At 72.7% G+C, this 21,366-nt stretch carries 22 protein-coding genes; 11 read left to right on the top strand and 11 right to left on the bottom strand.

Annotated features, from left to right (window positions below; translation table 11 throughout):
• Nucleotides 1–72 precede the first annotated feature (72 nt).
• On the bottom strand, nt 73–1,185 hold the full coding sequence (locus tag WME73_RS25295; protein WP_437917332.1) for a hypothetical protein: 1,113 nt from the start codon (nt 1,183–1,185) through the stop codon (nt 73–75).
• A 10-nt stretch (nt 1,186–1,195) separates the two neighbouring features.
• Nucleotides 1,196–2,683 carry a serine/threonine-protein kinase gene (locus WME73_RS25290; RefSeq protein WP_437917331.1) on the bottom strand — a complete coding sequence of 496 codons (1,488 nt, stop codon included), beginning with the start codon at nt 2,681–2,683 and terminating at the stop codon, nt 1,196–1,198.
• A 317-nt stretch (nt 2,684–3,000) separates the two neighbouring features.
• Here WME73_RS25290 and WME73_RS25285 point away from each other — a divergent pair, with 317 nt between their 5' ends.
• The gene (locus WME73_RS25285) at nt 3,001–3,624 is read left to right on the top strand and encodes a TetR/AcrR family transcriptional regulator (protein WP_437747913.1); all 624 of its coding nucleotides are present in this window, start codon (nt 3,001–3,003) and stop codon (nt 3,622–3,624) included.
• A gap of 111 nt (nt 3,625–3,735) precedes the next feature.
• Here the strand turns inward: WME73_RS25285 and gcvA are convergent, their stop codons facing one another.
• Nucleotides 3,736–4,671 (bottom strand): transcriptional regulator GcvA, encoded by a 936-nt coding sequence (gene gcvA / locus WME73_RS25280; protein ID WP_437917330.1) that lies wholly within the window; start codon nt 4,669–4,671, stop codon nt 3,736–3,738.
• Nucleotides 4,672–4,689: 18 nt separating this feature from the next.
• Here gcvA and WME73_RS25275 point away from each other — a divergent pair, with 18 nt between their 5' ends.
• The 4 genes from WME73_RS25275 (at nt 4,690) to WME73_RS25260 (ending at nt 7,676) form a co-directional block, all read left to right on the top strand.
• Nucleotides 4,690–5,391, top strand: coding sequence for a glutathione S-transferase family protein (locus tag WME73_RS25275; protein ID WP_437917329.1), 702 nt, complete (start codon nt 4,690–4,692; stop codon nt 5,389–5,391).
• Nucleotides 5,392–5,794: 403 nt separating this feature from the next.
• Nucleotides 5,795–6,037, top strand: coding sequence for a hypothetical protein (locus WME73_RS25270; protein WP_437873764.1), 243 nt, complete (start codon nt 5,795–5,797; stop codon nt 6,035–6,037).
• A gap of 20 nt (nt 6,038–6,057) precedes the next feature.
• Entirely contained in the window at nt 6,058–6,786 is a 729-nt protein-coding gene (locus WME73_RS25265; RefSeq protein WP_437917328.1) for a hypothetical protein, read from the top strand.
• Nucleotides 6,732–7,676 carry an SAM-dependent methyltransferase gene (locus WME73_RS25260; RefSeq protein ID WP_437917327.1) on the top strand — a complete coding sequence of 315 codons (945 nt, stop codon included), beginning with the start codon at nt 6,732–6,734 and terminating at the stop codon, nt 7,674–7,676. The genes WME73_RS25265 and WME73_RS25260 overlap by 55 nt, the downstream gene beginning before the upstream one ends.
• A gap of 171 nt (nt 7,677–7,847) precedes the next feature.
• Here WME73_RS25260 and WME73_RS25255 read toward each other — a convergent pair whose 3' ends face one another.
• A complete protein-coding gene (locus WME73_RS25255; RefSeq protein WP_437917326.1) occupies nt 7,848–8,270 on the bottom strand; it encodes a hypothetical protein in 423 nt (140 codons plus the stop codon).
• A gap of 577 nt (nt 8,271–8,847) precedes the next feature.
• On the opposite strand from WME73_RS25255, the gene WME73_RS25250 reads away from it, so the two are divergent.
• From WME73_RS25250 to lon, 4 genes are all read left to right on the top strand, one after another.
• A complete protein-coding gene (locus tag WME73_RS25250; protein WP_437917325.1) occupies nt 8,848–9,450 on the top strand; it encodes an RNA polymerase sigma factor in 603 nt (200 codons plus the stop codon).
• Complete coding sequence (locus tag WME73_RS25245) at nt 9,447–10,307, top strand: tetratricopeptide repeat protein (RefSeq protein ID WP_437917324.1); 861 nt, start codon at nt 9,447–9,449, stop codon at nt 10,305–10,307. The genes WME73_RS25250 and WME73_RS25245 overlap by 4 nt, the downstream gene beginning before the upstream one ends.
• 49 nt (nt 10,308–10,356) lie before the next feature.
• A complete protein-coding gene (locus tag WME73_RS25240; protein WP_437917323.1) occupies nt 10,357–12,162 on the top strand; it encodes an LA_2272 family surface repeat-containing protein in 1,806 nt (601 codons plus the stop codon).
• 235 nt (nt 12,163–12,397) lie between these two features.
• The gene (gene lon / locus WME73_RS25235) at nt 12,398–14,797 is read left to right on the top strand and encodes an endopeptidase La (protein ID WP_437917322.1); all 2,400 of its coding nucleotides are present in this window, start codon (nt 12,398–12,400) and stop codon (nt 14,795–14,797) included.
• A 345-nt stretch (nt 14,798–15,142) separates the two neighbouring features.
• Here lon and WME73_RS25230 read toward each other — a convergent pair whose 3' ends face one another.
• Nucleotides 15,143–15,688: a TetR/AcrR family transcriptional regulator gene (locus tag WME73_RS25230; protein WP_437873755.1), complete on the bottom strand. Its 546-nt coding sequence runs from the start codon at nt 15,686–15,688 to the stop codon at nt 15,143–15,145.
• Nucleotides 15,689–15,777: 89 nt separating this feature from the next.
• Between WME73_RS25230 and WME73_RS25225 the strand changes: the two genes are divergently transcribed.
• Nucleotides 15,778–17,031, top strand: coding sequence for an FAD-dependent monooxygenase (locus tag WME73_RS25225; RefSeq protein WP_437917432.1), 1,254 nt, complete (start codon nt 15,778–15,780; stop codon nt 17,029–17,031).
• A 390-nt stretch (nt 17,032–17,421) separates the two neighbouring features.
• On the opposite strand, the gene WME73_RS25220 is transcribed toward WME73_RS25225, so the two are convergent.
• The 4 genes from WME73_RS25220 to bufA2 are packed head-to-tail and all read right to left on the bottom strand — an operon-like array spanning nt 17,422 to nt 19,803.
• Nucleotides 17,422–17,889 (bottom strand): hypothetical protein, encoded by a 468-nt coding sequence (locus WME73_RS25220; RefSeq protein ID WP_437917321.1) that lies wholly within the window; start codon nt 17,887–17,889, stop codon nt 17,422–17,424.
• A complete protein-coding gene (locus tag WME73_RS25215; RefSeq protein WP_437917319.1) occupies nt 17,889–18,677 on the bottom strand; it encodes an HvfC/BufC family peptide modification chaperone in 789 nt (262 codons plus the stop codon). Before WME73_RS25215 ends, WME73_RS25220 begins: the two co-directional genes overlap by 1 nt.
• Nucleotides 18,674–19,480: an MNIO family bufferin maturase gene (bufB, locus tag WME73_RS25210; protein ID WP_437917317.1), complete on the bottom strand. Its 807-nt coding sequence runs from the start codon at nt 19,478–19,480 to the stop codon at nt 18,674–18,676. Before bufB ends, WME73_RS25215 begins: the two co-directional genes overlap by 4 nt.
• A 53-nt stretch (nt 19,481–19,533) precedes the next feature.
• Nucleotides 19,534–19,803 (bottom strand): BufA2 family periplasmic bufferin-type metallophore, encoded by a 270-nt coding sequence (bufA2, locus tag WME73_RS25205; protein ID WP_437917316.1) that lies wholly within the window; start codon nt 19,801–19,803, stop codon nt 19,534–19,536.
• 606 nt (nt 19,804–20,409) lie between these two features.
• Here bufA2 and WME73_RS25200 point away from each other — a divergent pair.
• On the top strand, nt 20,410–20,811 hold the full coding sequence (locus tag WME73_RS25200; protein WP_437917430.1) for a magnesium transporter MgtE N-terminal domain-containing protein: 402 nt from the start codon (nt 20,410–20,412) through the stop codon (nt 20,809–20,811).
• Here the strand turns inward: WME73_RS25200 and WME73_RS25195 are convergent.
• Both WME73_RS25195 and WME73_RS25190 read right to left on the bottom strand, forming a co-directional pair.
• Nucleotides 20,780–21,013: a hypothetical protein gene (locus WME73_RS25195; RefSeq protein ID WP_437917315.1), complete on the bottom strand. Its 234-nt coding sequence runs from the start codon at nt 21,011–21,013 to the stop codon at nt 20,780–20,782. The genes WME73_RS25200 and WME73_RS25195 overlap by 32 nt on opposite strands.
• Nucleotides 21,010–21,213 carry a hypothetical protein gene (locus WME73_RS25190; RefSeq protein ID WP_437917314.1) on the bottom strand — a complete coding sequence of 68 codons (204 nt, stop codon included), beginning with the start codon at nt 21,211–21,213 and terminating at the stop codon, nt 21,010–21,012. The genes WME73_RS25195 and WME73_RS25190 overlap by 4 nt, the downstream gene beginning before the upstream one ends.
• Nucleotides 21,214–21,366 lie beyond the last annotated feature (153 nt).

Here is a 21,366-nt window from a genome sequence, read left to right as displayed (position 1 = left end):
CGCTCACGGCCCCCTCGCCGCGCGCCGCGCCGGCGTACCGCCGCGCGCGCCGGGCCGGCGCCGCGCCGGCGCTCACATGGACCAGCGGAGCCCGGCGTAGCGCGGGCCGATGACGAGCTCGGGCGGCGGCGCCGGCGTGGAGGCGGCCTGCTTCTCGGGCTGCACCGGCACCTTGCGGCCGCCGATGATGGCGAGCGGGATGCCGACGCCGGCGAGAACGAGCCCGCCGACGACGAGCCCGACCCCGGCGCCTTCCGAGCCATCCTCCTCGTAGACCGTGTCCTCGGCGAACGGGTCGCCGGAGGTGTCGTACCCGCAGCCGTCGCCGGAGCACGAGGGGGTGGAGGCGATCACCAGGCCCCCGCCCAGGACGGCGACGGCGCCGAGGCTCGTCAGGACGATGCCCGTGACCATCATCCCCTTGCTGCGGCGCTTGGTCAGCGGCGCGGCCGGGCGCCCCGGTGCAACCGCGGCGACCGGCGCGAACGGGGCGCCGCTCGCTCGCGGCGCGCCGGGGCCGCCCGGAGGGGGCGCGGCGGCGCCCGCAGGCGCGCCGGGGCCGCTCGGCGGGAGCGCGGCGTCGCGCGCCGGCGCGCCCGCGGGCAGCGGCGGGATGGCCAGCGTCTCCGAGGCGCCCGCCCGGGTGAGCTCCATGGATCTCGCGAACGGCGCTCGGCCGGCGGCGGAGGCCTCGACCGTGTGTTTCCCGGGATCCACGGGCACCGGCGTGCCCCACTGCGCGCGCCCCACGAGGGCGCCGTCGCGCTTCACCTGGAGGTCGGCCGGGGAGTCGGCCGGCGCCGTGATCGTCAGCCGGATGAGCCGCGGCTCGAGCGCGGCGGCGCGCTGCCGCGCGACCTTCTCGCGCTCCAGCTGGCCGGCGGCCCTCGACGCGCCGGCCACCTCGAGGAACATCGACCAGGCGCTCGCCGTCCGGCCGAGCTGCTCGTAGCAGGCCGCGAGGTTGAACTGCGTGCCGATCCCCGGATCGAGCCGCTGGCTCTCCTCGAGCTTGGGGCACGCGTCGGCGTATTTGCCCTGGGCCATCAGCTGCTTGGCCGCGTCGAACAGGGCCTGCGCGGCCGCCGTGTCGGCCCTCGCGTCGCGGCCGCCCGCAAGGAGGGCGGCAAGGAACATCGCGAGCGCCAGCAGGCGCCCGAGGTGCTGCACGGGCAGGCTCGTCATGGTGGTGTCCTCACTTGCGATCGTCGAACAGGTTGCCGCCGGGCGGCGCAGCGGCCGGGGCGGCGGGCGGCCGGGGAACCGGAGCCTGCGTGGCGTGCGTGGGGGCCGGGGGTCGCGGTGCGGCGCTCGGCCGGCGCGGCGCCGCGGGCTTGCCGCTGGCCGGCGCCGCGGGGGGCGCAGGGGGGATCTCGGCCGGGCCCGGCGCCGCCGTGCGGTCGTCCACCGGCGCGGGGGCCTCGGCGCCGCCGGGCGTGACGGTCGGCGAGAGCGACGCGGGCGCGGTCGGCGGCTGTCCCGCGGCGTCCGCCGGCGACGGCGCCGCCGAGGCGCTGGCGGCCGGCTCGGTCGCCGCGCCGTCGCCGCGCGAGCGGGACGTCAGGAGCGCGAAGACCGCCACCGCGGCGATCAGCGACACGAAGGCGCCGGCCGCGACGGCGAGCCCCACCGGCCGCTTTCGCGGCACGACCGTTCCGCTCCACGTCGGCGAGGTGTTCAGCGACGTGTTCACCACGGTCGGCGAGGTCACCCCGCTCGCCGAAGGGAGCTCTGGCCGCGGGGGCCCCGAGCTCCGCGAGATCCCGCTGATCCGGTCGACGGAGAGCCGGGCCCGCCCGGTCGCGAACGGCGCGAGCGCCTCGGCCAGCTCCCCGACGTGGCGGAACCGCTGCTCCGGCAGCTTCTCGAGGCACTTGCGGATCACCGCCTCGAGCGCCGGGGGCACGTCGGAGCGGAACGCGGCGAGGGGGCTCGGGATCCCCTGCATGATCGCCACGCAGAGCTGCGGCATCGTCGCGCCGTCGAACGGCGGCGCGCCGGTGAGCAGCTCGAACAGGATGACGCCGAGCGACCAGATGTCGGTGCGCGCGTCGACGTCGCGCGAGGACTTGAGCTGCTCGGGCGACATGTAGAGCGGCGACCCCATGATGGCCTTCGTGTCGGTGATCCGCGGGTCGGAGCCGCCGGTCGCCACCTTCGAGATCCCGAAGTCGAGCACCTTCACGCACGGGGAGCTGTCCGCGCGCCGCGTGAGGAACAGGTTCGCCGGCTTGAGGTCGCGGTGGATGATGCCCGCGGCGTGCGCCTCGGCGAGCGCCTCGCAGGCCTGAAGGACGTACTCGACGGCCGCCTGCGGGGTCATCGGCCCGCCCGCGCGGAGCGCGTCGGCGAGGTCGCTGCCCGACAGGTACTCCATCACCATGTACGGCGTGCCGGAGTCGAGCGTCCCGACGTCGGTCACGCGCGCCACGTGCTCGCTCTTGACCTTCACCGCGGCGCGCGCCTCGCGCACGAAGCGCTCGGCGAGCGTGCGCGACTTCGCCGCCTCGGGCAGGAGCAGCTTGATCGCGACCCGCTCCTCCAGCTGGAGGTGGGTCGCGGCGACGACGACGCCCATCCCACCGGCGCCGATCACCCGCTCGACGCGGTACTTCTCGGCGATGACCTGCCCCGGTCGCACCAGCCCTTCGGCTTCGTCGTGTGTCGGCGCGGTGCTCGTCATGGCTCGGTCCCCTCGCACGCCGGACCGCGGATCCCGTGAACAGCGCGATCTTCGCGGAAAATCCGGTGCAAAGCCAGCCCACGATAGCCGCCGGGCGTACGGCGATCAATCTCGGGGCTGGGCTCCGTCGCGCCGGCGCGGGCCGCGCGCCGTCGGGTTCGTGCCATCGCCAGCGCGCCGCGCCCGTGCCAGCGCGCCGCGCCCGTGCCAGCGCGGCCCCGCCCGTGCCCGCGCGCCGTGGCGTCCCCATGGTCCCTGCCGGCCGCCCGCCAGGACGCTTCCCCCGGCCGTGAATCCGGGAGAACATCGCTCACCTCATGGAGCACGGTTACCCCGGCGGCGAAAGGGAGCGGCGCCAGCGGATCCTCGAGGCGACAGAGCGGCTCCTCCGCCGGTACGGGCCTGCCAAGACCACCGTCGCCGATATCGCGCGCGAGGCCGAGATCGCGGTCGGCGCCGTGTACCTGGAGTTCGCCTCGAAGGACGCCATCGTCGAGGAGCTCTCCCAGGGCGAGCACCGCGCCGTCATGGCCGCGATGCGCGCCGCCGCGGCCAGGGACGACGTGCCCTTTTGCGACCGGCTGCGGGCCGTGTTCGACGCCCGCGCGGGCGCTTTCCTGGAGCTCGCCGGCTCGGGCGCGCACGCGTGCGATCTCGTGCATTGCCAGAGCCGCGCCGTGAAGGCCGCCCACGCCCGCTTCCTCGACGAGGAGCGCGCGCTCCTCCGCGATCTCGTCGCGCGCGGCGCCGGCGCCGGCGAGCTCGACGCCGCCGACCCCGAGCTCACAGCGCGCGCCCTCCTGCGCGCCTATGCGAGCTTCGCTCCACCGTGGCTGTTCCAGGGCTCCCGCGAAGAGGTCGAGGCGATGCTGTCCGCGGTCCATCGGATCGTCCTCTACGGCCTCGTCGGCCGCGGGCCCGCCCGCAAGCCGGGGGGCTGACGCCGCGCCGTCCCATCCCCGCTCGCCTGTCGGCGGCGGCCCTCGCGCATCGAGTGAGAGTTGCTCTCTTCTGAGGGGGCGGATCGCGCGACGCGGGCGGGCGGCTGCGGCTCAGCGTCCGGGCCTGCGCAGGCTCGCGGCCTCGGATACGATCCAGTCCCTGAAGGCGGCCACCGGCTTTCGCCGCAGGCTCGCGCGCGTGCTCACGAGGAAGTAAGCGAGGCCCGTCGGCAGCGCCGGGAGCCTGGGAAAGAGCAGCACCAGGCGGCCGAGCTCGAGCTCGGCGGCCGCGAGCGACCAGCGCGCGAGCGCCACCCCCTGACCGCGCACCGCCGCGTCCACAAGCATCGACGAGTCGGTGAGCTGGCTCTGGCGCACCCGCGCTGGCAGGCGGCGCGAGCGCTCGCGAAACCAGCGGCCCCAGGCGTCGGGGTGGTCGTCCCCGAGCAACACCTCGTGGCTCAGGTCCTCGACGCGCCAGCAAGCGCGTTTGCTCGCGACGCTCGGCGCGGCGGCCACGATCAGGGCGTCGTCCGCCAGCTTGACGGTGATCAGGCCCGGGTAGCTGCCGAGGCCATAACGGATGCCGATGTCCACCGGCTCTCTCGCGAGATCGATGAGGCGTTCGGTGGCGGAGATGCGCACGTCCACCTCCGGGTGGCTCACAAGGAACTGCCCGAGCCGCGGCACGAGCCAGCGCGCCCCGAACGACGGCGTGACGCTGACCGACACGGCGGGCCGCGCGTCCGCGGCGGGCCGCCGCAAGCGGGCGTTCGCCTCGCGCAGCCGGGCGAACACGACGCCCAGCTCCGCAGCCCAGCGCTCGCCGTCCTCCGTCAGGCTGATGCCGTGCTGCGAGCGCCGAAACAGCGCCGTCTCCAGCGTGTCCTCGAGGGCGCGGATCTGGTGGCTGACGGCTGTCTGGGTCACGCCCAGCTCGCGCGCCGCGTGGGTGACGCTCGAATGGCGCGCCGCGGCCTCGAACGCCTGCAGGGCGGTGAGCGACGGCAGCGGCGGAGGGCGATCCCCCGGGGCGGGGCTGGTCATGAGAATTTCTCATGTACCATGGAAAACATTCGTTCGCTCGTCCAGGTGCGCCGCGGTATCCCGGGAGTCATGAAGCTCTACCGACTCCGATATAGCCCCTTCGCCCGCAAGGTTCAGATGCTGCTCGACCTCCTGGGTCGCCCGTACGAGCTGGTCGAGGTGCCGTACGATGATCGCGACGAGCTGGCCCGCGTGACCGGCGGCTATATCTACGTGCCGGTGCTGGTCGGCGACGACGGCCGGGTGACGGTCGAGTCGCGGCGGATCTGCGAGCTCCTGCTCGAGGACCCCGCCGCCCGGCGCTTGACGTTGGACGTCCTCGAGGGGCCGGTCTGGGCGTACGCGGACTTCTGCGACGGACCGCTCGAGGACGTGTTGTTCCGAGTCGCGTCGCCGCGCATCCGCGACGCCTGGGAGCGGCCGGGTCAGCGCGCCCTGTACACGCTGATCAAGGAGCGCAAGTTCGGCGCCGGCTGTATCGAGCAGTGGGAGCGCGACACGCCGGCGCTGCTCGATCGCGCGCGGACCCTGCTCGCGCCGACCGTCCGGACGCTGAAGCGAGCGCCGTTCCTGTTCGGCGAGGCCCCGAGCCTCGCGGACGCGGCGCTCTACGGCAACCTGGCGATGTTGTTCGAAGCGGACCGGGCGCTGCCCGGAGCGCTGGCGGCGGAGCTGCCGGGGTACATCTCCCGGCTCGAGCGGCTCATCCCGTCGCGGTGAGCCTGGGCTTCCCCCGCCGCGCTCATTGCCTCGCTCATTCAGGAGGAAGGCGGATCGCGTAAGCACCTTTCTGTCATCTCACACGAAGGCGGGACGACGGGAAGGAGGGAAGAAAAAGCAATGATCTTCCCTCCTTCATGTGAACTCTCTCAGAGAAAATGGGAGCACCACCCGGCTCGCCCGGTGGATTGACGCGCTCGCCTGCGCCACCCTACGTACTCCTGGGGGCGCCAGGCACACGGCCGCGCTCATGCCGATCACCGGTGCTGCTTGCAGCGCTCATCGGGGGCCGTCCGCTCTGCTGCGACCTCGTATTTCAGGGAGATGTGAAGTGAGCTATTCGGCAAATCAAGGCCCTGGCCTGGTCGCATACAACCTGACCCGGAGCGGCTACGAGTACCTCATGCGCCTCATCGATCTGGGCATCATCGAGGGGACGCTCGGCGCGATGGATCTGAGCCCTCAAATCAAGGAGATATTCAAGGCGCTCCACACCGTCGCTGCCGGCGGCGAGGTAAGGATAGTCATCGAGCATCGCGGCAACCCGGACATCGAGAACGAGCTCCAGCAGCGCATCGCGCAGGCGCGTCAGGACGCCAACGAGGTCAATGCGAAGAGCGGATACTATCTCACGATTGCGCCATAGCGCCGTGCGCGGGGGTCGCCATGAGCGGCGGAGCCATCTTTCAGCAGGTGTTGCGTGTCGTCGGCCGCAGCGCCCTCGGCCCTCTCGAGCAGGCCGACGTGATCCGGGCGCTCGAGGCAGGCCGCTCCGGGCCGCTCGCGTTCGCTTATGCGGCGGGCGCGGAGGCCGGGCTGGCCCGTGACGCCCTCCTCGCGCGGGGCGCCGCGGTCTTCTTCAGCTTCTGCGCTGCAAACCTCGCGGACGACATCGCCGATGGGGAGTGCACGTACCTGGAACGGCCGACCCGCACCGGTCCGGCTGTCCAGTTCATCCTGCAGAATCTCGCGTTCGCGACGCTCGCGCGCGGCGCGGTGCCGTCCGATACCGTGGCGCGCGCGGCCGCGGACCTCGTCGCGGCCGCCGGTGCGCAGCTCGCAGAGATGCGGACGACCGTCTGGACGGAGGCAGCGACACGCGAGGTCGCCGAGACGATCGCAGGGCTCCAGTACGCGGCCTATCTGCGCATTCTCTGGGTCGGGACGCCCCTTGAGCCCTCTGCAGCGCGCGCCGGGCGCGGGCTCGGCATCGCGGCCCATGTGGCGCGCGATCTCGCCACGGGCGACCCGCGTATCCACGGCCTCGCTCCAGATGAGCGCCGCGCGGTGACCCTCTGGGCGCGCGATCTCGCCATCTCTCTCGCGAAGGAGAGCCTCCGATGCATCGATGCTGCGCTGAGAACGATAGTGCCGACACTGGAAGCAGCCCTCTGAGCCTCACCGAGGAGCAGCAGGTCGTCGCGGCGTTTTATGATGAGAAGACGCGGCGCATCCTGGCCAAGTATGGCCCTGGGCCGCGCGTGCACTATCACACGGGGTTCAGCGATGGCGCCGTCGATCCACGATGGTCTCTCGATGAGCTGCGCGCGCGACTGGTCGAGTCGCAAGAGGCGCTGCTCGCCGAGGTGACGCGGCACATCGCGCCGCGCAGCGGCGGGATCGAGCTCCTCGACGTGGGCTGCGGCCTCGGCGGCGGCTCGCTGTACTGGGCGGAGTCGCTCCGAGCGCGCGTGACGGCGATCACGCTCGTGCCATCGCACGCGGCGGTCGTTCGCGCGTTGTCCAAGATGGCGGGGGTCGCGGACCGCGTGCGCGTCCTCGTGCGCGATGCGCACGCCTTGCCGGGCTCCGACCTGTTCGACGCGGCGGTCGCCATCGAGACGTCTTGCTATCTCGAGCGCCGCACCTGGTTCGAGCGGCTCGCGTCGTTGCTGAAGCCGGGCGGCTCAGCGCACATCGCCGACTGGTTCGTCGGTCGTCCCGAGGCGGCGCCCCGCGTCGACACATACTACCGCACGCGAATGGGCTCACCGGATGCATACCGCAGCGCGGCGCACGCCGCGGGGCTGCGAACTCTCCACTTCGAGACGTGGAGCGATCGGGTCGCCGGCTTCTGGTCGTTGAGCCGCGCCTGGTCGGAGGCTGCCATGATGGGGCGGCCCGTCGACGACCCGGAACGAGCGAGGCTCGAACGGTCACGCTCCGAGCACGCGCACCTCGGGGCGTCGTTCGCCAACGGCGATCTCCTGTATGGGCACATGATCGTTCAACGGGCGCCCCCGGGACGGCGGCTCGGCGCTGCGAGCTGGTCCTCGGCGACGTGAAGGACCTGCTCGCTCTGCAGGGGGCTCACCCCTCACCGTGGCGCACGCATCGCGAAAGCGATGCCGCCCTGGAGCGAGCAGGGCTGGGACGATGAGGGGCGGGAGCGGCCCGTGAGGTCCCCCGATGAGCTCGCGCGCGGGGCGATGCGCCCCCGGGGAGCGCCGCGCGGCTCAGCTGCAGAGGCCCTCGACGCATGCGCTGCCGCTCGGGCAGTCGCAGTCCACCTCGCAGGAGAGGGCCGGCTCGGGCGGCGGCGCGCAATAGCCGGCCTCGCAGGACTCGCCCTCGGGGCACTCGCACGAGGCCGCGCACGGCGTCTTGCAGGTCCCTTCAACACACACGTCGCCGCTCGGGCAGTCGCACGACGCCTCGCAGGCCCCCGGCGAGCTCCCGTTGTCGCCGCCGCTGCTCGCGCTGTCTTCGCCGCCGCTGGTCGCCCCGCCCTCGTCCTCGCCGCCGCCGTCGTCCGAGGTGTCCTCGTCCCGATCCGGGCGCTCGACGTCGGGAGCGTCGGGAGCTCCGGGCTCGAAACAGTCGTCGTCATCCCAGTCGCAGTCCTCGCCAGTCTCGATGTAGCAACCGACCGTCGTCATCGAAAAGAAGGACAAAGAGAGACCGAGACCCCATTCGAAGGCCGTGCGCATGCTCATATGTCATCACTCCTGATCAGCGATGGATCCAGGGCAGCGGCGCGGCTCGTCGGCGCGGCGCCCTCTGCCCACTCGGAGCTGCGTGCCCGCTGCCACGCGCTCCGTTCAACGGGTCGTGCGCCTGCGCACGATCTCGACGGTCGCCGGTCCGGAGCTCCCGGGCGGCGGGATGGACCCCGGCGGTCGATCGCGCCCCCTGGCCGTCGATTTCAGCCGTCCGGATCCCCGGTGGTCGATTTTGCCGACCGGGGTTGAACGTTCCCGACCTCTCCGGGCACGAAACCGACGCGCCGACCATGAACGCTCTCCTTCACGCCGGGCACGACGGGGTGTGCCACATGTCGACCCGGGCTCTCGGACGCTTGTTGATGGCAAACGGGCAACGCCGCCGAGCGCGTTCGGGTGTAACGATGACGGCGCAGGGATGGACCGAGATGGGACGGAGCGATCAGCGGGTTTTCCGGGCGCAGAGCCGTCCGGCGCCGACGAGCCCCCGCGCGCGGAGGAGAGGTGGCGCCCGATGAAGACCATGGCGCTCCTCATGCCGTTCTTCTTCTCCCGCGGCGCCGAGCGCGCGCAGGACGCGGAGGAGGAGCTCGTCGAGCGGCTGCGGCGCGGGGACGCCGCGGCGGTCGGCGAGGCGTACGACAGGCACTATGGCGCGGTGCGCGGGTTCGCTCGCCGCCTCACCGGCGACGACGCGTCCGCCGAGGACCTGGCCCACGACGTCTTCATCAGCCTGCCGCAGGCCGCGCAGCGGTTCCGCGGCGGCTCGTCGCTCAAGACGTTCCTTATCGCGATCGCGGTCAACCACGCCCGCCACCACCTCCGCGCGGCGGCGCGGCGCCGCGCGGCCATGGCGCGGCTCGCCCTGGAGCCGGACGAGGAGCACACGTCGAGCCCCGAGCGGGAAGCCAGCCGCGCCGCGCTCGCGCAGGCCCTGAACCGCGCCCTCGACGCGCTGCCGACGGCGCAGCGCGTGGCGTTCGTGCTCTGCGAGGTCGAGGAGCGCAGCGCGCGCGAGGCGTCCGAGATCATGGGCGTGCCCGAGGCCACCGTGCGCACGCGGCTGTTCCACGCCAAGCAGAAGCTCCGTACGCTGCTGGAAGAGAGGGCCCCATGAAGGACGACGTGCTCCGCGAGGCCGCGCGCGCCCTGCGCGCGGAGGCAGACGCGTCGCGCGGCCGCCGCGACGAGACGCGCGCCCGCGTGATGAGGAGCCTGAAGGCCCAGCGGGCCCGCCGCCTCGCGATGGTCCGCGTGGTGGTCCCGCTGGCCGCCGTGCTCGTCGGATCGGTCGCGTGGGCCTCGGCCGCGCGCTGGTTCCCAGGCGGCTGGGACGACCTCGCGTCGCGGCTCGGGCTGCGCGTCTCCGAGGCGCCCTACATTCCGCCCGCGCCGCCGCCGCAGCGCCCGCTGTCCGGGCCGCGGCACGCGGCCGAGGCGCCCGCGCCGCCGGAGGCCGAGGCGCCCGCGCCGCCGGAGGCCGAGGCGGTCGCGCCGGAGCCGCCGCTGCTGCCTGCGCCGATCGCGGAGCCCCCGATCGCCCCTGCGCCGGTGCGCGCGCCGGTGCTGGCGGTCACGCCGGTCCGGTCGGCCTCGCGCCCGGTCGCGGCCGTCGCGCCGAGCGCCGCGCGCCTGCCGACCGCGCCGCGGCCGGCTGCGGCCGATCCGCAGGCCATCGAGCGTTCGCCGGCCGGCCCCGACGCGGACGCGCTCTATCAGGCGGCGCACCGCGCGCACTTCGTCGAGCGCAACCCGGCGGCCGCGCTCGACGCGTGGAACGCGTACCTGGCCGCCGCCCCGCACGGCCGCTTCGCGGTGGAGGCCCAGTACAACCGCGCCCTCTGCCTCGTTCGCCTCGGCCGCAAGGACGAGGCGCGGCGGGCGCTCGAGCCGTTCGCGCAGGGCGCCCTCGGCGGCTACCGCCAGGCCGAGTCACGCTCGCTGATCGAGGCGATGCGCAGCGCGGACGAGTGAACGTCGCGGCGCGTGAACGAACGTGCTGCGAGCGGGCACAGCACGGTCGATGAACACACCCGCCCCCGCACCTCTCCCTGCGCCGCCGCGGGGCTCGCCGCGCCGTGACCGGAAGACGTCCGCGCGCGGCGCAGGCCTCCGCGCGGGCGTCCTCCTTCTGCACGCGCTCGCGGCCGCGGGCGCCCTCGCCGCGGTCACCGCGCCCCCCGCGCCTGCCCTCGCCGAGGAGCCGAGCGCCGCGGGCGTCGATCTCGTCGTCGACGGCGCGCCGTGGACGCTCGATCCCGACGCGGTGCGCGCCGCCATCGGGCGCGAGCTCGGCGCCGACGTCACGCTGGCCCGCGCGGCGACCGCCGGGCGCTCCACGCTGGTCCTTCGCGGCGAGCCCGACGGCCGCGTCACGCTGAGCCACAGCGCCGCGGACGGCCGCCGCATCGAGCGCACCATCGACGTCCCGGAGGATCCCGATCGCGCCGCCGAGGCGATCGCCCTGCTCGCGGGCAACCTCGTCCGGGACGAGGCAGCGGAGCTCGCGGCGGCGCTCGGCAAGCGCCCGCCCGAGGCGCCGCCTGCGGCGCAGCCATCGCCTGCGGCGCCCCCCGCGCCGCCTGCCGCCAGTCGGCCGACGCCGCCTTCCCGCGCCGCGCGCCCCGCGAAGGCCGCTCGCCCCGCCCCCGCGCCACCGGAGCCTCCTCGGTGCACGCTCCCCGGCGCGAAGACCGTCCTCCTCGGCGCCGACGTCTTCCCGTATGTCGGCACCTCGACCCTCGACGGCACGAACGTCGTCCGCCGCTACTCGCTCAACCTCATCGCCGGGTACACGGCGGGCGTCGCGGGCCTCGAGCTCGGCGCCGGGGTCAACATCGCGTCGTCGTTCCTGTGCGGCGCCCAGCTCTCGTCCGGCGCCAACCTCGTGCTCGGTCCGGCGCGCGGCGCGCAGATCACGATGGGCCTCAACGTCGCCGGATCGCTCCGGGGCGCGCAGGTCGGCTCGTTCAACGTCGCCGTCGGCCCGGTCACGGGTGCACAGGGCGGCGTGTTCAACGTCGCCGTCGGGCCCGTGGACGGGGCGCAGCTCGGCATGGCCAACGTCGCGGCGGGCGCCGCGATAGACCTTCAGATCGGCGTCGCCAACGTGGCCGTGAGCGACGCGACCGACGTGCAGGTCGGCGTGGCCAACGTGGCCGCGGGCGCGGCGACCGACGTGCAGATCGGCGTGGCCAACGTGGCCGCGGGCAAGTCGAGCGGCACGCAGATAAGCGTGACCAACGTGGCCGCGGGCGAGTCGACCGGCACGCAGATCGGGCTCTTCAACATCGCCACCGGGAAGGTGGGGGGCGCGCAGATCGGCCTCGTCAACTACGCCGGCGACTCGCCGTTCTCGCTCGGGTTGTTCAACTTCATCCGCAACGGCCGCCTGCACGTGGACGTCTGGGGGCTCGAGTCCGGCATCGTGGTGGCTGGCGTCAAGCACGGGAGCGACCACTTCCACAACATCTACGGGATCGGCCTTCGCACGATCGGCAATCGCCCTCTCCTGGTCTCCGCGCTCGGCCTGGGCGGCCGCATCTCCATCCACCAGCGCGCCTATCTCGACCTCGACGTGCTCGGGTACACGCTCCACGAGCCCTCGACGCTCGAGTCCGCGGCCACGATCGCGCAGGCGCGCGCGCTCCTCGGCTTCCGCCTCTTCCCGGAGCTCGCGCTCTTCGGGGGCCCCAGCTTCAACGTCTCGTTCAGCGGCACCCCGAAGGACGCCCAGCTGAGCCCCTACGGCAGCGCCCCCCTCGGCTCCGACGCCACCAGCACCGAGCGCGCCTGGCCCGGCCTCGTGCTCGGCGTACAGGCGTTCTGATCCGGCCGTCGCGCTCGCCGGCGGGGCGGGTTGACGGATGCGTGAACGAATTTACTTTTCGTTCATCGATTCATGGAGCTCGCCCGAGCGGTTGCTCGCGGCGGTCTACGTGAGCCCATCCGCGCGCTGCGCCGCCCTCACGGGCGGAGGAGCGGCGCGTTGTCCACGCAGTCCACCTGACCTTCGACCGATCCGGCAGGGATGGCGCGAGCCGACCGCTGCCACAGGAGTTCGCATGAGCCAGCTTCGCAGCGGCGCCAGCGCGCCTCGTTCTCCCTTTCCCCTGCTCCCGCTCCGCACCGGCGTCCTCTTTCCCGGCACCGTGCTCACGCTCCCGGTGGGGCGCCCCCGCTCGGTGGCGCTGCTCAACGCCGTCCACGCCGGCGACGTGATCGGCGTCATCGCGCAGCGCGATCCGAAGCGCGAGGATCCGCGGCGCGAGGACCTCCACGACATCGGCACGTTCGCGCGGGTCGTCGACATCTCGCGCGTCTCGAACGGCTACCGGCTGGTGATCGAGGGGCTCGATCGCTTCGCGCTCTCGGCCCTGGTCGAGACGGAGCCGACGTGGCGGGCCGAGGGCACCCTCGCGCCCGAGTTCCTCGGCGACGCCGAGGAGGCGCGCCTGCTCGCGGCGTCGCTGCGCGAGCGCGCCCGCGAGGTCGGCCCGAAGACGGGGACCAACCTCGCCGAGATCGCCGCCACGAGCCGGGCGGAGCCGGGCGTCTTCGCGGATCAGGTCGCCGGCGCGCTCGGCCTGCCCACCGAGAAGGAGATGGAGGTGCTCTCGGAGCTCCGCGTGGTGCCTCGGCTCCAGCGGGTCGCCGGCCTGCTCGCCGAGGCGTCCGCGCTGGCGGACCTGAAGAAGAAGATCGACGGCGACGTGCGGCGCGAGCTCGGCAAGGGCCAGCGCGAGGTGATCCTCCGCGAGCAGCTCCGGGCCATCCAGAAGGAGCTCGCGGGCGGCGAGGAGGGCGAGGACGAGCTGTCGGCCCTCCGGCGGCGCCTCGACGAGGCCGGGCTCCCCGAGGAGGCGCGTGCCGTCGCCGATCGGGAGCTCCGCCGGCTCGAGTCGGTCGGCCCGCAGAGCGCGGAGCACAACGTGATCCGCACGTACCTCGAGTGGATCGCGGACCTGCCGTGGAGCGCGAGGGCGGAGGTGAAGGACGACCTCGACGCGGTGAAGGCGAAGCTCGACGAGGATCACCGCGGCCTCGACGACGTGAAGCGCCGCATCCTGGAGCACATGGCGGTGCTCAAGCTGACCGGGAAGGCGCGCGCGACGATCCTGTGCTTCGCGGGCCCCCCCGGCGTGGGCAAGACCTCGCTCGGCCAGTCGATCGCCGACGCCACGGGCCGCCCGTTCGTGCGCATCTCGCTCGGCGGCGTGCACGACGAGGCGGAGCTGCGCGGCCACCGGAGGACGTACGTCGGCGCGCTGCCCGGCCGGATCGTGCACGCGCTGAAGAAGGCCAAGGTGAAGAACCCGATCGTGCTCCTCGACGAGGTCGACAAGCTCGGCGCCGGGTGGCGGGGCTCGCCCGAGGCGGCGCTGCTGGAGGTGCTCGATCCGGAGCAGAACCGGACGTTCGTCGACCACTACCTGGAGCTCCCGTTCGATCTGTCGGAGGTCGTCTTCCTCTGCACGGTGAACGACCTCGGCGCGCTCTCGGCGCCGCTGCGGGACCGGCTCGAGGTCATCGATCTGTCCGGCTACACGCCGGACGAGAAGATCGCGATCGCGCGGTCGCACCTCGTCCCGAAGCAGCTCAAGGAGCACGCGATCGACCCGCGGTCGCTGTCGATCTCGGACGAGGCGCTCGCGGCGATCGTGCGCGACTACACGCGCGAGGCCGGGGTGCGGCAGCTCGGCCGCGAGATCAAGAAGCTCTGCCGGGCGGTCGCGCTGGAGATCGCCCGCGCGGCGGACGGCAAGGCGCCGCGCGTGGTGGTCGAGGCGAGCGATCTCGGGACGTACCTTGGCAAGGTCCGGTTCTTCAGCGACGTGGCGGAGCGGACGAGCGTCGCTGGTGTTGCGACCGGGCTCGCCTGGACGCCGGTGGGCGGGGACATCCTGTTCATCGAGACGTCGCGGATGCCGGGGAAGGGGAGGGTCGAGATCACGGGTCAGCTCGGCGACGTGATGAAGGAGTCGGCGAAGGCGGCGCTCACCTACGTGCGCAGCCACGCCATCGAGCTCGGCGTCGACACGGCGAGGCTCGAGGCGGAGGACCTGCACATCCACGTCCCTGCGGGCGGCGTGCCCAAGGACGGGCCGTCCGCGGGCGTGACGATGTTCACGGCGCTGACGTCGCTCCTCTCCGCGCGGCGCGTGCGCTCGGACACGGCGATGACGGGCGAGTGCACGCTGCGCGGGCGGGTGCTGCCGGTCGGCGGGATCAAGTCCAAGGTGCTCGCGGCGCACCGCGCCGGGATCAAGCGGGTCGTCCTGCCGCAGAAGAACGCGCGCGACGCCGAGGAGATCCCGAAGGAGGTGCGGGCCGAGCTGGAGCTCATCTTCGTCGAGGACATGAGCCAGGTGATCGCGGCGGCGCTGGAAGAGGCGCCGATCGAGGCCGCGGGCACGGGCGGCGTGACCGGCGCGGCGGCGGGGGAGCCGGCGGCGGCTGCGTAGCGGAGAGGGAGAGGGGGGCTCTGCCGAGCCGCCGCGCCGGCGGGGGGCTGTGCGCGGCGGCGCGCGGGTGGGCGCTCGGCCATCCGCCAAGACCGGGGCGGGGGAGCTTGCGCTGAGAACACCGCCCGGCATGTCTCACTTCGGGCCATGCTTTCTGAGACGTTCCGTCGCGCGCCACACAAGGCGCGCCTGGGACGTGGAGCCTCCTGGAACCTTATGGCACCTCGTTCGGTGCTCGCCGCGCCCACCCGCGCGCCGCCGCGCACAGCCCCCCGCCGGCGCTCACGTTGTCTTGTGGGCGCCGTTGGCCGAAGGGCGCCGAGCCATGAGGCGTGCGTATGCGATTCATGACGTCGGCGCGAGCGCGGCGAGGGCGGCCTCGACGGCGAGCGACTTGACCTTCTCCATCGGTACGTCGGTGAACTCGATGACGCAGTCGGAGAGGCCGCCGATGGCGACGACGGCGCGGGCGCGGGCGGCGAGGGAGGGGCGCGGGCCGATGAGAAGGCGCATCAGGCGGCGGCGCCACTCGATCATGCGCATACCGAGGTCGAGGTAGGCGAGCGTGGCGAGGTCGCGGACCACCATCGTGAGGGTGTCGCGGTGGCGGTGCAGGAGATCGAAGTAGTCGGCGAGCAGGACGCGCGGATCAGGCTGCGGGCCGCCCTCGCGCTCGGCGACGAACGCGTCCATCTCCGCGAGCAGCGGCTCGACGATGCTCGCGACCAGCGATTCGCGTGAGTCGAAGTGGTAGTAGAGCGCGGGCTTGGTGATGCCGAGGTGATCGGCGATCTCGCGCAGGCTGGTCCGCTGGACTCCCTGGCGCGCAAACAGCTCGCGCGCCACCGCCTGGATTCGCGCCTTGGTGTCGGAGGGCCGGGCTCGGGGCACCTGTGTAGTGTAGCCGCTTACTTACCGTTCGGTAAGCCTTGTGCAGAGTTGGGTCGCGTGCTTACCTATCGGTAAGTAAGGAGGGGCCCATGGAGATCCTCATTTCGGGCGCCAGCATCGCCGGTCCGGTGCTGGCCTACTGGCTCAAGCGACACGGGTTTCGGCCCACGGTGGTGGAGCGCGCGCCGACGCTGCGCAAGACGGGCGGCCACGCGGTCGACCTGTTTCGGCCCGCGATGGACATCGTCGAGCGCATGGGTGTGCTGGCGCGGGTCGAGGCCAAGAAGACCGGCACCGAGCGCATGACGCTGCTGCGCGAGGGGGTGCAAGGGCAGGTCGACATCGACGTCGGCCGGCTGATGCACGCGGTGTCCGACCGCCACGTCGAGATCATGCGCGACGATCTCAGCGAGATCTTCCACGACGCGACCCGGGGCGACGTCGAGTACGTGTTCGGCGACTCGATCGCCTCGCTCGCCGAGGACGAGTCCGGTGTCGACGTGACGTTCGAGCGCGGCGCGCCGCGGCGCTTCGACCTGGTGATCGGCGCCGACGGGCTGCACTCGAACGTGCGGCGGCTGGTGTTCGGCGAGGAGCGGCAGTTCGCCCGTTTCATCGGCGCCTACCTCGCGGTGATCTCGATCCCCAACTACTTGGGGCTGCACGACCACGCGATCGTGCTCGGCGGGGTCGGGCGGATGGCGGCGATCTACGGCTCGCACACGATCGACGACGCGCGCGCGGTGTTCCTGTTCCGCAGCCCGCGCGAGCTCGATGTCCACCACCGGGACGTCGCGCGGCAGAAGCAGTTGCTGCGCGAGGCGTTCGCCGGGGCCGGCTGGGAGGTGCCGCGGCTGATGGCCGAGCTCGATCGGACCCCGGCGTTCTATTTCGACTCGATCACGCAGCTGCGCATGGACTCGTGGTCACGCGGGCGCGTCACCCTGACCGGGGACGCCGGCTATTCGCCCGGGCCGGCGGTCGGCGGCAGCACCAGCCTCGCGGTGGTGGGCGCCTATATCCTCGCCGGCGAGCTGGCCGCGGCCGGCGGCGACCACGCGCGCGCGTTCCAGGCCTGCGAGCGCAAGCTGGCCGACTACGTGCGCCGCAGCCGGGTGTTCGCGCTGAACGCCGCCAGGCGCCTGGTCCCGGGCAGCAGGTTCGAGCTGTGGGCGCTGGCGCAGGTCGGCCGCCTGGTCAGCGTGGCGCCGCGCGGGGTGTCGCGCGCGTTGGCCAAGCTGAGCAGCCACGGGGTCCGGCTGCACGACTCGATCGCGCTCAAGGAGTACGCGCGCGCGCCGGCGGCGGTCCGGCAGTCTGCTGTCCTCGCGGACGGGCCGTGACACGGGCGGAGCCTTGGTGTGCCGCTCCGCGCCGTCGATCCGCGGCGGGAAGATGATCGCCCGTACGTCGACGAACTCCTTGCCTGGATCGCCCTGGTGGCGCGCCGCGGTCGTGGATCTCGCTGAGCCGAGCCGCACGCGCCGGCGGGGGGCTGTGCGCGGCGGCGCGCGGGTGGGCGCTCGGCCAAGACTGGGGCGGGGGAGCTTGCGCCGAGAACACCGCCCGGCATGTCTCACTTCGGGCCATGCCCTCTGAGACGTGTCGTCGCGCGCCATACAAGGCGCGCCTGAGACGTCGGACTTGCGACGCCGACCTTGCCCGCCGCAGCACCCGAACCACGGGCCTCCGACCGACATGCCCCTCGACAGAAGCGCCCCGGCGCCGCCCCCTCACGGACGAACGATGCGCCCCGGAGCGCCTCCGACCGGCGGGTCGGCGTGGCATGCATTGCACGATCCCGCAGGCGCTTCGATGGACATCTCGATCGACCGCCCCTCGTATTCGAGACGTATCCGCAATGGATTCACGAGCGCCTCCGCCGTATGGAAGTTCCCGGCCTCGTTGGTAACGAGCGCGACGCTCTTTCCTCCGGCGTCGGACACGATGACCGTGACGCCGGCGACGCCATCGTTGCGGTCGGCATCCGGCGCGTCGTACACCGTCCCGGCAGCCGACCAGGGCGGCGCCGTATTCGCGACCGGGTTGTGGCACCGGAGGCAGTTGTCCCCGGGGCGCATGAGCGGTCCCGGCGTGGTTTGCCATACCGCGGCCGGCTCCTCCGCGTCGCCCCCGCATGCCGAAAGGCAGAGCAGGAGCACGCAACCCAGCACGGAGCGGCGCAGACGCACGGGCGGCATCACTCGGCCCTCCCCGCCGGCGAGCGCGGCGTTCGGACGGCTGCGATCCAGCCGCGCCGGAACCACGTCGCGACCACCTCGAACGCTCGCGCCGCGGGATCGGCGCCGCTCGCGAAGGCCTCGCAGGCTTCCCCTACCGTTCCGCCTGCCCGCACGATTTCGAGCGCCGCCCCCTCGTCGGCGTCGAGCCGCTTGTGGAAGACCGAGAACTTCCGGCGCCAGGCGGCGTGGACCGCCGGCACGTCCAGCGCGGTATTGGAGATGTCGTGCGGCGGCGTCCCCGCGCGATCCCATTGCGCCTCCGCGTCCGAGTCGAGCGGCGCCGTCGCGAGCGAGGGCACGAGCTCGAGTCGAGCCGCCGAGAACCACTCGGGATCGACGGCGGACGCCGCCGCGAGCGCGGGAGGGTCCGGCGCGAGGAACGCTTCGCTTCGCATCCATTCGAGCGTCGCGAGATCCGCCAGCCGGCGCAGGCTGGGGTCGCCGTGCGCGCGCGCCCATTGCGGGAAGCGCCGCGTAATGCATTCGAGCCGGCCGTCCTCGGAGGGATGAGCCGTGAGGTACGCATAGGCGGTGTCGTAGAAGCGCGCGCCGAGCACCGCCGCCACCTTGGGCAGCTCCGCCTGGATCGCGTCGATCTGGCGCCACCAGTACATGTTGCGGTAGATGCGCATCCGCTCCGCCGCGGAGAGCCTCGCGTCGCCCGCGAAATGCAGCTCCGCGGCCGGAGCGTCCCGGCGATCCCTGACGAGCGCCCAGAAGGTCTCCTGCAGCGCAGCGAGGGTCACGCGGCCGATCCTTCGGTCACGAAGAGCTCGAAAGAGCGGACCCTCCGGCTCTCGGCCACCAGCTCGTCGAGCGGCGGGACGCGCTCGTCCCACTCCACGATGGTGGGCGCCGGACCAAAGCGCAGGAGCGCGTGACGGTAGAGATCGAGCACGCTGTCGGGCACCGGGGCTCCGTGATCGTCGAGCAGGTGCGTGCCCTTGTCCAGGTGCCCCGCGAGGTGGTATTGTCCGACGCAATCGAAGGGCAATGCGTCGAGGTAGGCGCGAGGATCGAAATCGTGATTGACCGAGCTCACGTAGACGTTGTTCACGTCGAGCAGCAGCTTGCAGTCGCCCCTCGACAGGATCTCGCTCACAAAGTCCCATTCTGCCATTTCGCTTGCCTTGTAGGTCACGTAGCTCGAGACGTTCTCGAGCAGGATTCGCGTACCGAGGATCTCCTGCACCTCGAGGACTCGCCCGGCCACGTGGGCGATCGCCTCCTCGGTGTACGGAAGGGGCCAGAGGTCGTGCCCATAGTAACCGTGAGCGCGGCCGAAACAGAGGTGGTCCGACACGATCGCGGCCCCCACCCGCTCTCGCAGGCGCCTCACCTCGCGGAGATAGGCGCGGTCGAGCGGCTCGACGTCGCCGATCGAGAGCGAGACCCCGTGAAGCGCGATCTCCGCGTCGCGCCGAACATGCTCGAGTACCGCGATCGGCCGGCCCCCGCGCCCAATGAAATTCTCCGTAATCGCCTCGGCTATCTCGACATCGAGCCGGCCTTCGAGGATCGCGCCGTAATGCGCGGCGCGGAGCCCCACGCCATGAGAGCCCGGGGCCGCCGATCCACGAGGGTGAGGTCGGCCCCGGCCGGTCAACCGATCACCTTACCACCCTGCGACGTGCAGTCGGCTTCGGAGGGCACCGTCGTCCAGCCCTGGCCTTTGCACTCGTTCAGGCCCTGACACTCGCTGCTGCCGTCCGCCGATTTGCATTCGGACATTCCCTTGCATTCGTTGACGCCTTCACATTTGATGCCCTGCTCCGCGCTGCCCATCTCGTCTTCGTCGGATCCACCGCACCCCATCGCGCCCAGCATCAAGGCCACGGCCGACGCAATCACTGCTCCGTTCAGCTTGGTCATCGTTTCTCTCCGTCGCTGGATCGCCGGGTCGCCCCGCTGCCCTGCGCAGCGGAGATCCCGGCGTGATGCCGTCAGTACGCCGGCCGCTCGCCTCGGTTTCGGAGAGATGCGCGATTTTGTCGGGGCCTCGAGAGACGCCCCGGGAGTGAGGCGTCCATGCCGCTCGCGCCGCCCCTCGCCGCGGTTGCCGCGATCGACGCGCGGCTCGCTCCGTTAACGGCGAGCGCGCCGCACCAGCAAGGCGAGCCCGAGGACGATCCCCCACAGCCGGAGCGGCGGCGGCGCCGGGCCGGCGTGCACATGCTCGGGATCCGCTGCTGGAGAAGGACGCACGCGCCTCACCGCTCGACCGCGCCGAGCGGTGAGGCGCGGCGGCCGCCGCCACACCGGACGAGCCGGCGCTGTCTGAGCCCGCGCCCGTCCAGGTCACGCCCACCGAGCCCGCGCCGGTTTGATCTGAGCCGAAGAATCCCCGTTGCACGTACCGGGCTCGGCGATAGATGCTCGGCGCGCCGGAACCTTTCGTTGCCGCGGGACCTCAGGTCGCGCGCCTCGACATCCTCGATCCAGCAGTCCTTGCCCGCTACCTCGTCGTGGAGGTGACCCATCTCCGACGACCGTCTTACCGCCGCAGAGCTCGGCGAGATCTGGGCGGTGCTGTCCCCCGAAGAGCGCGCCGATGGCGTCGAGCACCTCGAGCGGGGCGAGGCGCACAGCTTCTTCCTCGGCCTCGCCGAGCAGGAGCAGGCCGCAGTCCTCCTCGCGATGAAGGCCGGCGAGCGCAGGCTCTGGATGCGGCTCCTCGCGCCGGACGACGCCGCGGACGTGATCCAGCTCGTTCCTCAGGAACTCCGCGCCTCGCTCCTGGAGATGCTGGACGAGCCGACGCGGCGCGAGGTCGCGGCGCTCATGGCCGGGGCCGGTTGTGATCGATGGGCCGATCGAGCGGGCGGCGCTCCTAGCGGCGCTGACGCGCTCAGCGAGCGCGGTAGATGCGGAGCACGGTGATCGTCCGCGCCTCGCGCTCGATCGTGAGCACCACGTCGTGGAAGCCCGCGCTGAGGAGGTAGTAGGGCGCCTCCCACGCGAGCTCGCCTTCGCCCGTCTCCGCGAAGCGAACGACCGCCCGGTCGATCATGAAGGCCGAGTGCATCGGCAGCCTGTAAAACGTGACCAGAGCAGGGAAGTTCCAGACGACGCGGAAGCTCATCCGCCTTGCTCGCGGGCCAGCTCCTCCAGGGCCCGCGGCAGATCCTCGTGAGCGACGAGGCGCGCACGGCCCGCCGCGATGTCGGCGAGGTCCCGATCGAGCTCGGCGCGCTGCTCCGGCGTGAGCCTCTGCACACGCGGCGCGCGATCGATGGCCGCGAGGATGGGGTCGCTCGGCAAGGAACCGGGCCGGGTAGACATGGGTTCAGCGTGGATCAGAAGGGGGTGGGGTTGCAAGAGCGCGCGCCTCTGGCGCGAAGCGCAGGATCTGTGCCCGCCCGGCGGCCGTCCATCCGGCGTCTGGCCAGCCGACGTTCTCGAGGTTTTCCCGCCGCGCCGTCGGCGGCGCGCCGC

The sequence above is a fragment of the Sorangium sp. So ce302 genome (assembly GCF_051530145.1).
Taxonomy (GTDB): Bacteria; Myxococcota_A; Polyangia; order Polyangiales; family Polyangiaceae; genus Sorangium; species Sorangium cellulosum_B.
This window is presented reverse-complemented; position numbering and strand designations above follow the sequence as displayed.

Bases quoted from the DNA above. Each gene is read 5' to 3' on its own strand.
- WME73_RS25295 (WP_437917332.1), bottom strand. From the start codon at position 1,185: ATGACGAGCCTGCCCGTGCAGCACCTCGGGCGCCTGCTGGCGCTCGCG.
- WME73_RS25290 (WP_437917331.1), bottom strand. From the start codon at position 2,683: ATGACGAGCACCGCGCCGACACACGACGAAGCCGAAGGGCTGGTGCGA.
- WME73_RS25285 (WP_437747913.1), top strand. From the start codon at position 3,001: ATGGAGCACGGTTACCCCGGCGGCGAAAGGGAGCGGCGCCAGCGGATC.
- gcvA (WP_437917330.1), bottom strand. From the start codon at position 4,671: ATGACCAGCCCCGCCCCGGGGGATCGCCCTCCGCCGCTGCCGTCGCTC.
- WME73_RS25275 (WP_437917329.1), top strand. From the start codon at position 4,690: ATGGAAAACATTCGTTCGCTCGTCCAGGTGCGCCGCGGTATCCCGGGA.
- WME73_RS25270 (WP_437873764.1), top strand. From the start codon at position 5,795: ATGCGCCTCATCGATCTGGGCATCATCGAGGGGACGCTCGGCGCGATG.
- WME73_RS25265 (WP_437917328.1), top strand. From the start codon at position 6,058: ATGAGCGGCGGAGCCATCTTTCAGCAGGTGTTGCGTGTCGTCGGCCGC.
- WME73_RS25260 (WP_437917327.1), top strand. From the start codon at position 6,732: ATGCATCGATGCTGCGCTGAGAACGATAGTGCCGACACTGGAAGCAGC.
- WME73_RS25255 (WP_437917326.1), bottom strand. From the start codon at position 8,270: ATGACGACGGTCGGTTGCTACATCGAGACTGGCGAGGACTGCGACTGG.
- WME73_RS25250 (WP_437917325.1), top strand. From the start codon at position 8,848: ATGAAGACCATGGCGCTCCTCATGCCGTTCTTCTTCTCCCGCGGCGCC.
- WME73_RS25245 (WP_437917324.1), top strand. From the start codon at position 9,447: ATGAAGGACGACGTGCTCCGCGAGGCCGCGCGCGCCCTGCGCGCGGAG.
- WME73_RS25240 (WP_437917323.1), top strand. From the start codon at position 10,357: ATGAACACACCCGCCCCCGCACCTCTCCCTGCGCCGCCGCGGGGCTCG.
- lon (WP_437917322.1), top strand. From the start codon at position 12,398: ATGAGCCAGCTTCGCAGCGGCGCCAGCGCGCCTCGTTCTCCCTTTCCC.
- WME73_RS25225 (WP_437917432.1), top strand. From the start codon at position 15,778: ATGGAGATCCTCATTTCGGGCGCCAGCATCGCCGGTCCGGTGCTGGCC.
- WME73_RS25220 (WP_437917321.1), bottom strand. From the start codon at position 17,889: ATGCCGCCCGTGCGTCTGCGCCGCTCCGTGCTGGGTTGCGTGCTCCTG.
- bufA2 (WP_437917316.1), bottom strand. From the start codon at position 19,803: ATGACCAAGCTGAACGGAGCAGTGATTGCGTCGGCCGTGGCCTTGATG.
- WME73_RS25195 (WP_437917315.1), bottom strand. From the start codon at position 21,013: ATGAGCTTCCGCGTCGTCTGGAACTTCCCTGCTCTGGTCACGTTTTAC.
- WME73_RS25190 (WP_437917314.1), bottom strand. From the start codon at position 21,213: ATGTCTACCCGGCCCGGTTCCTTGCCGAGCGACCCCATCCTCGCGGCC.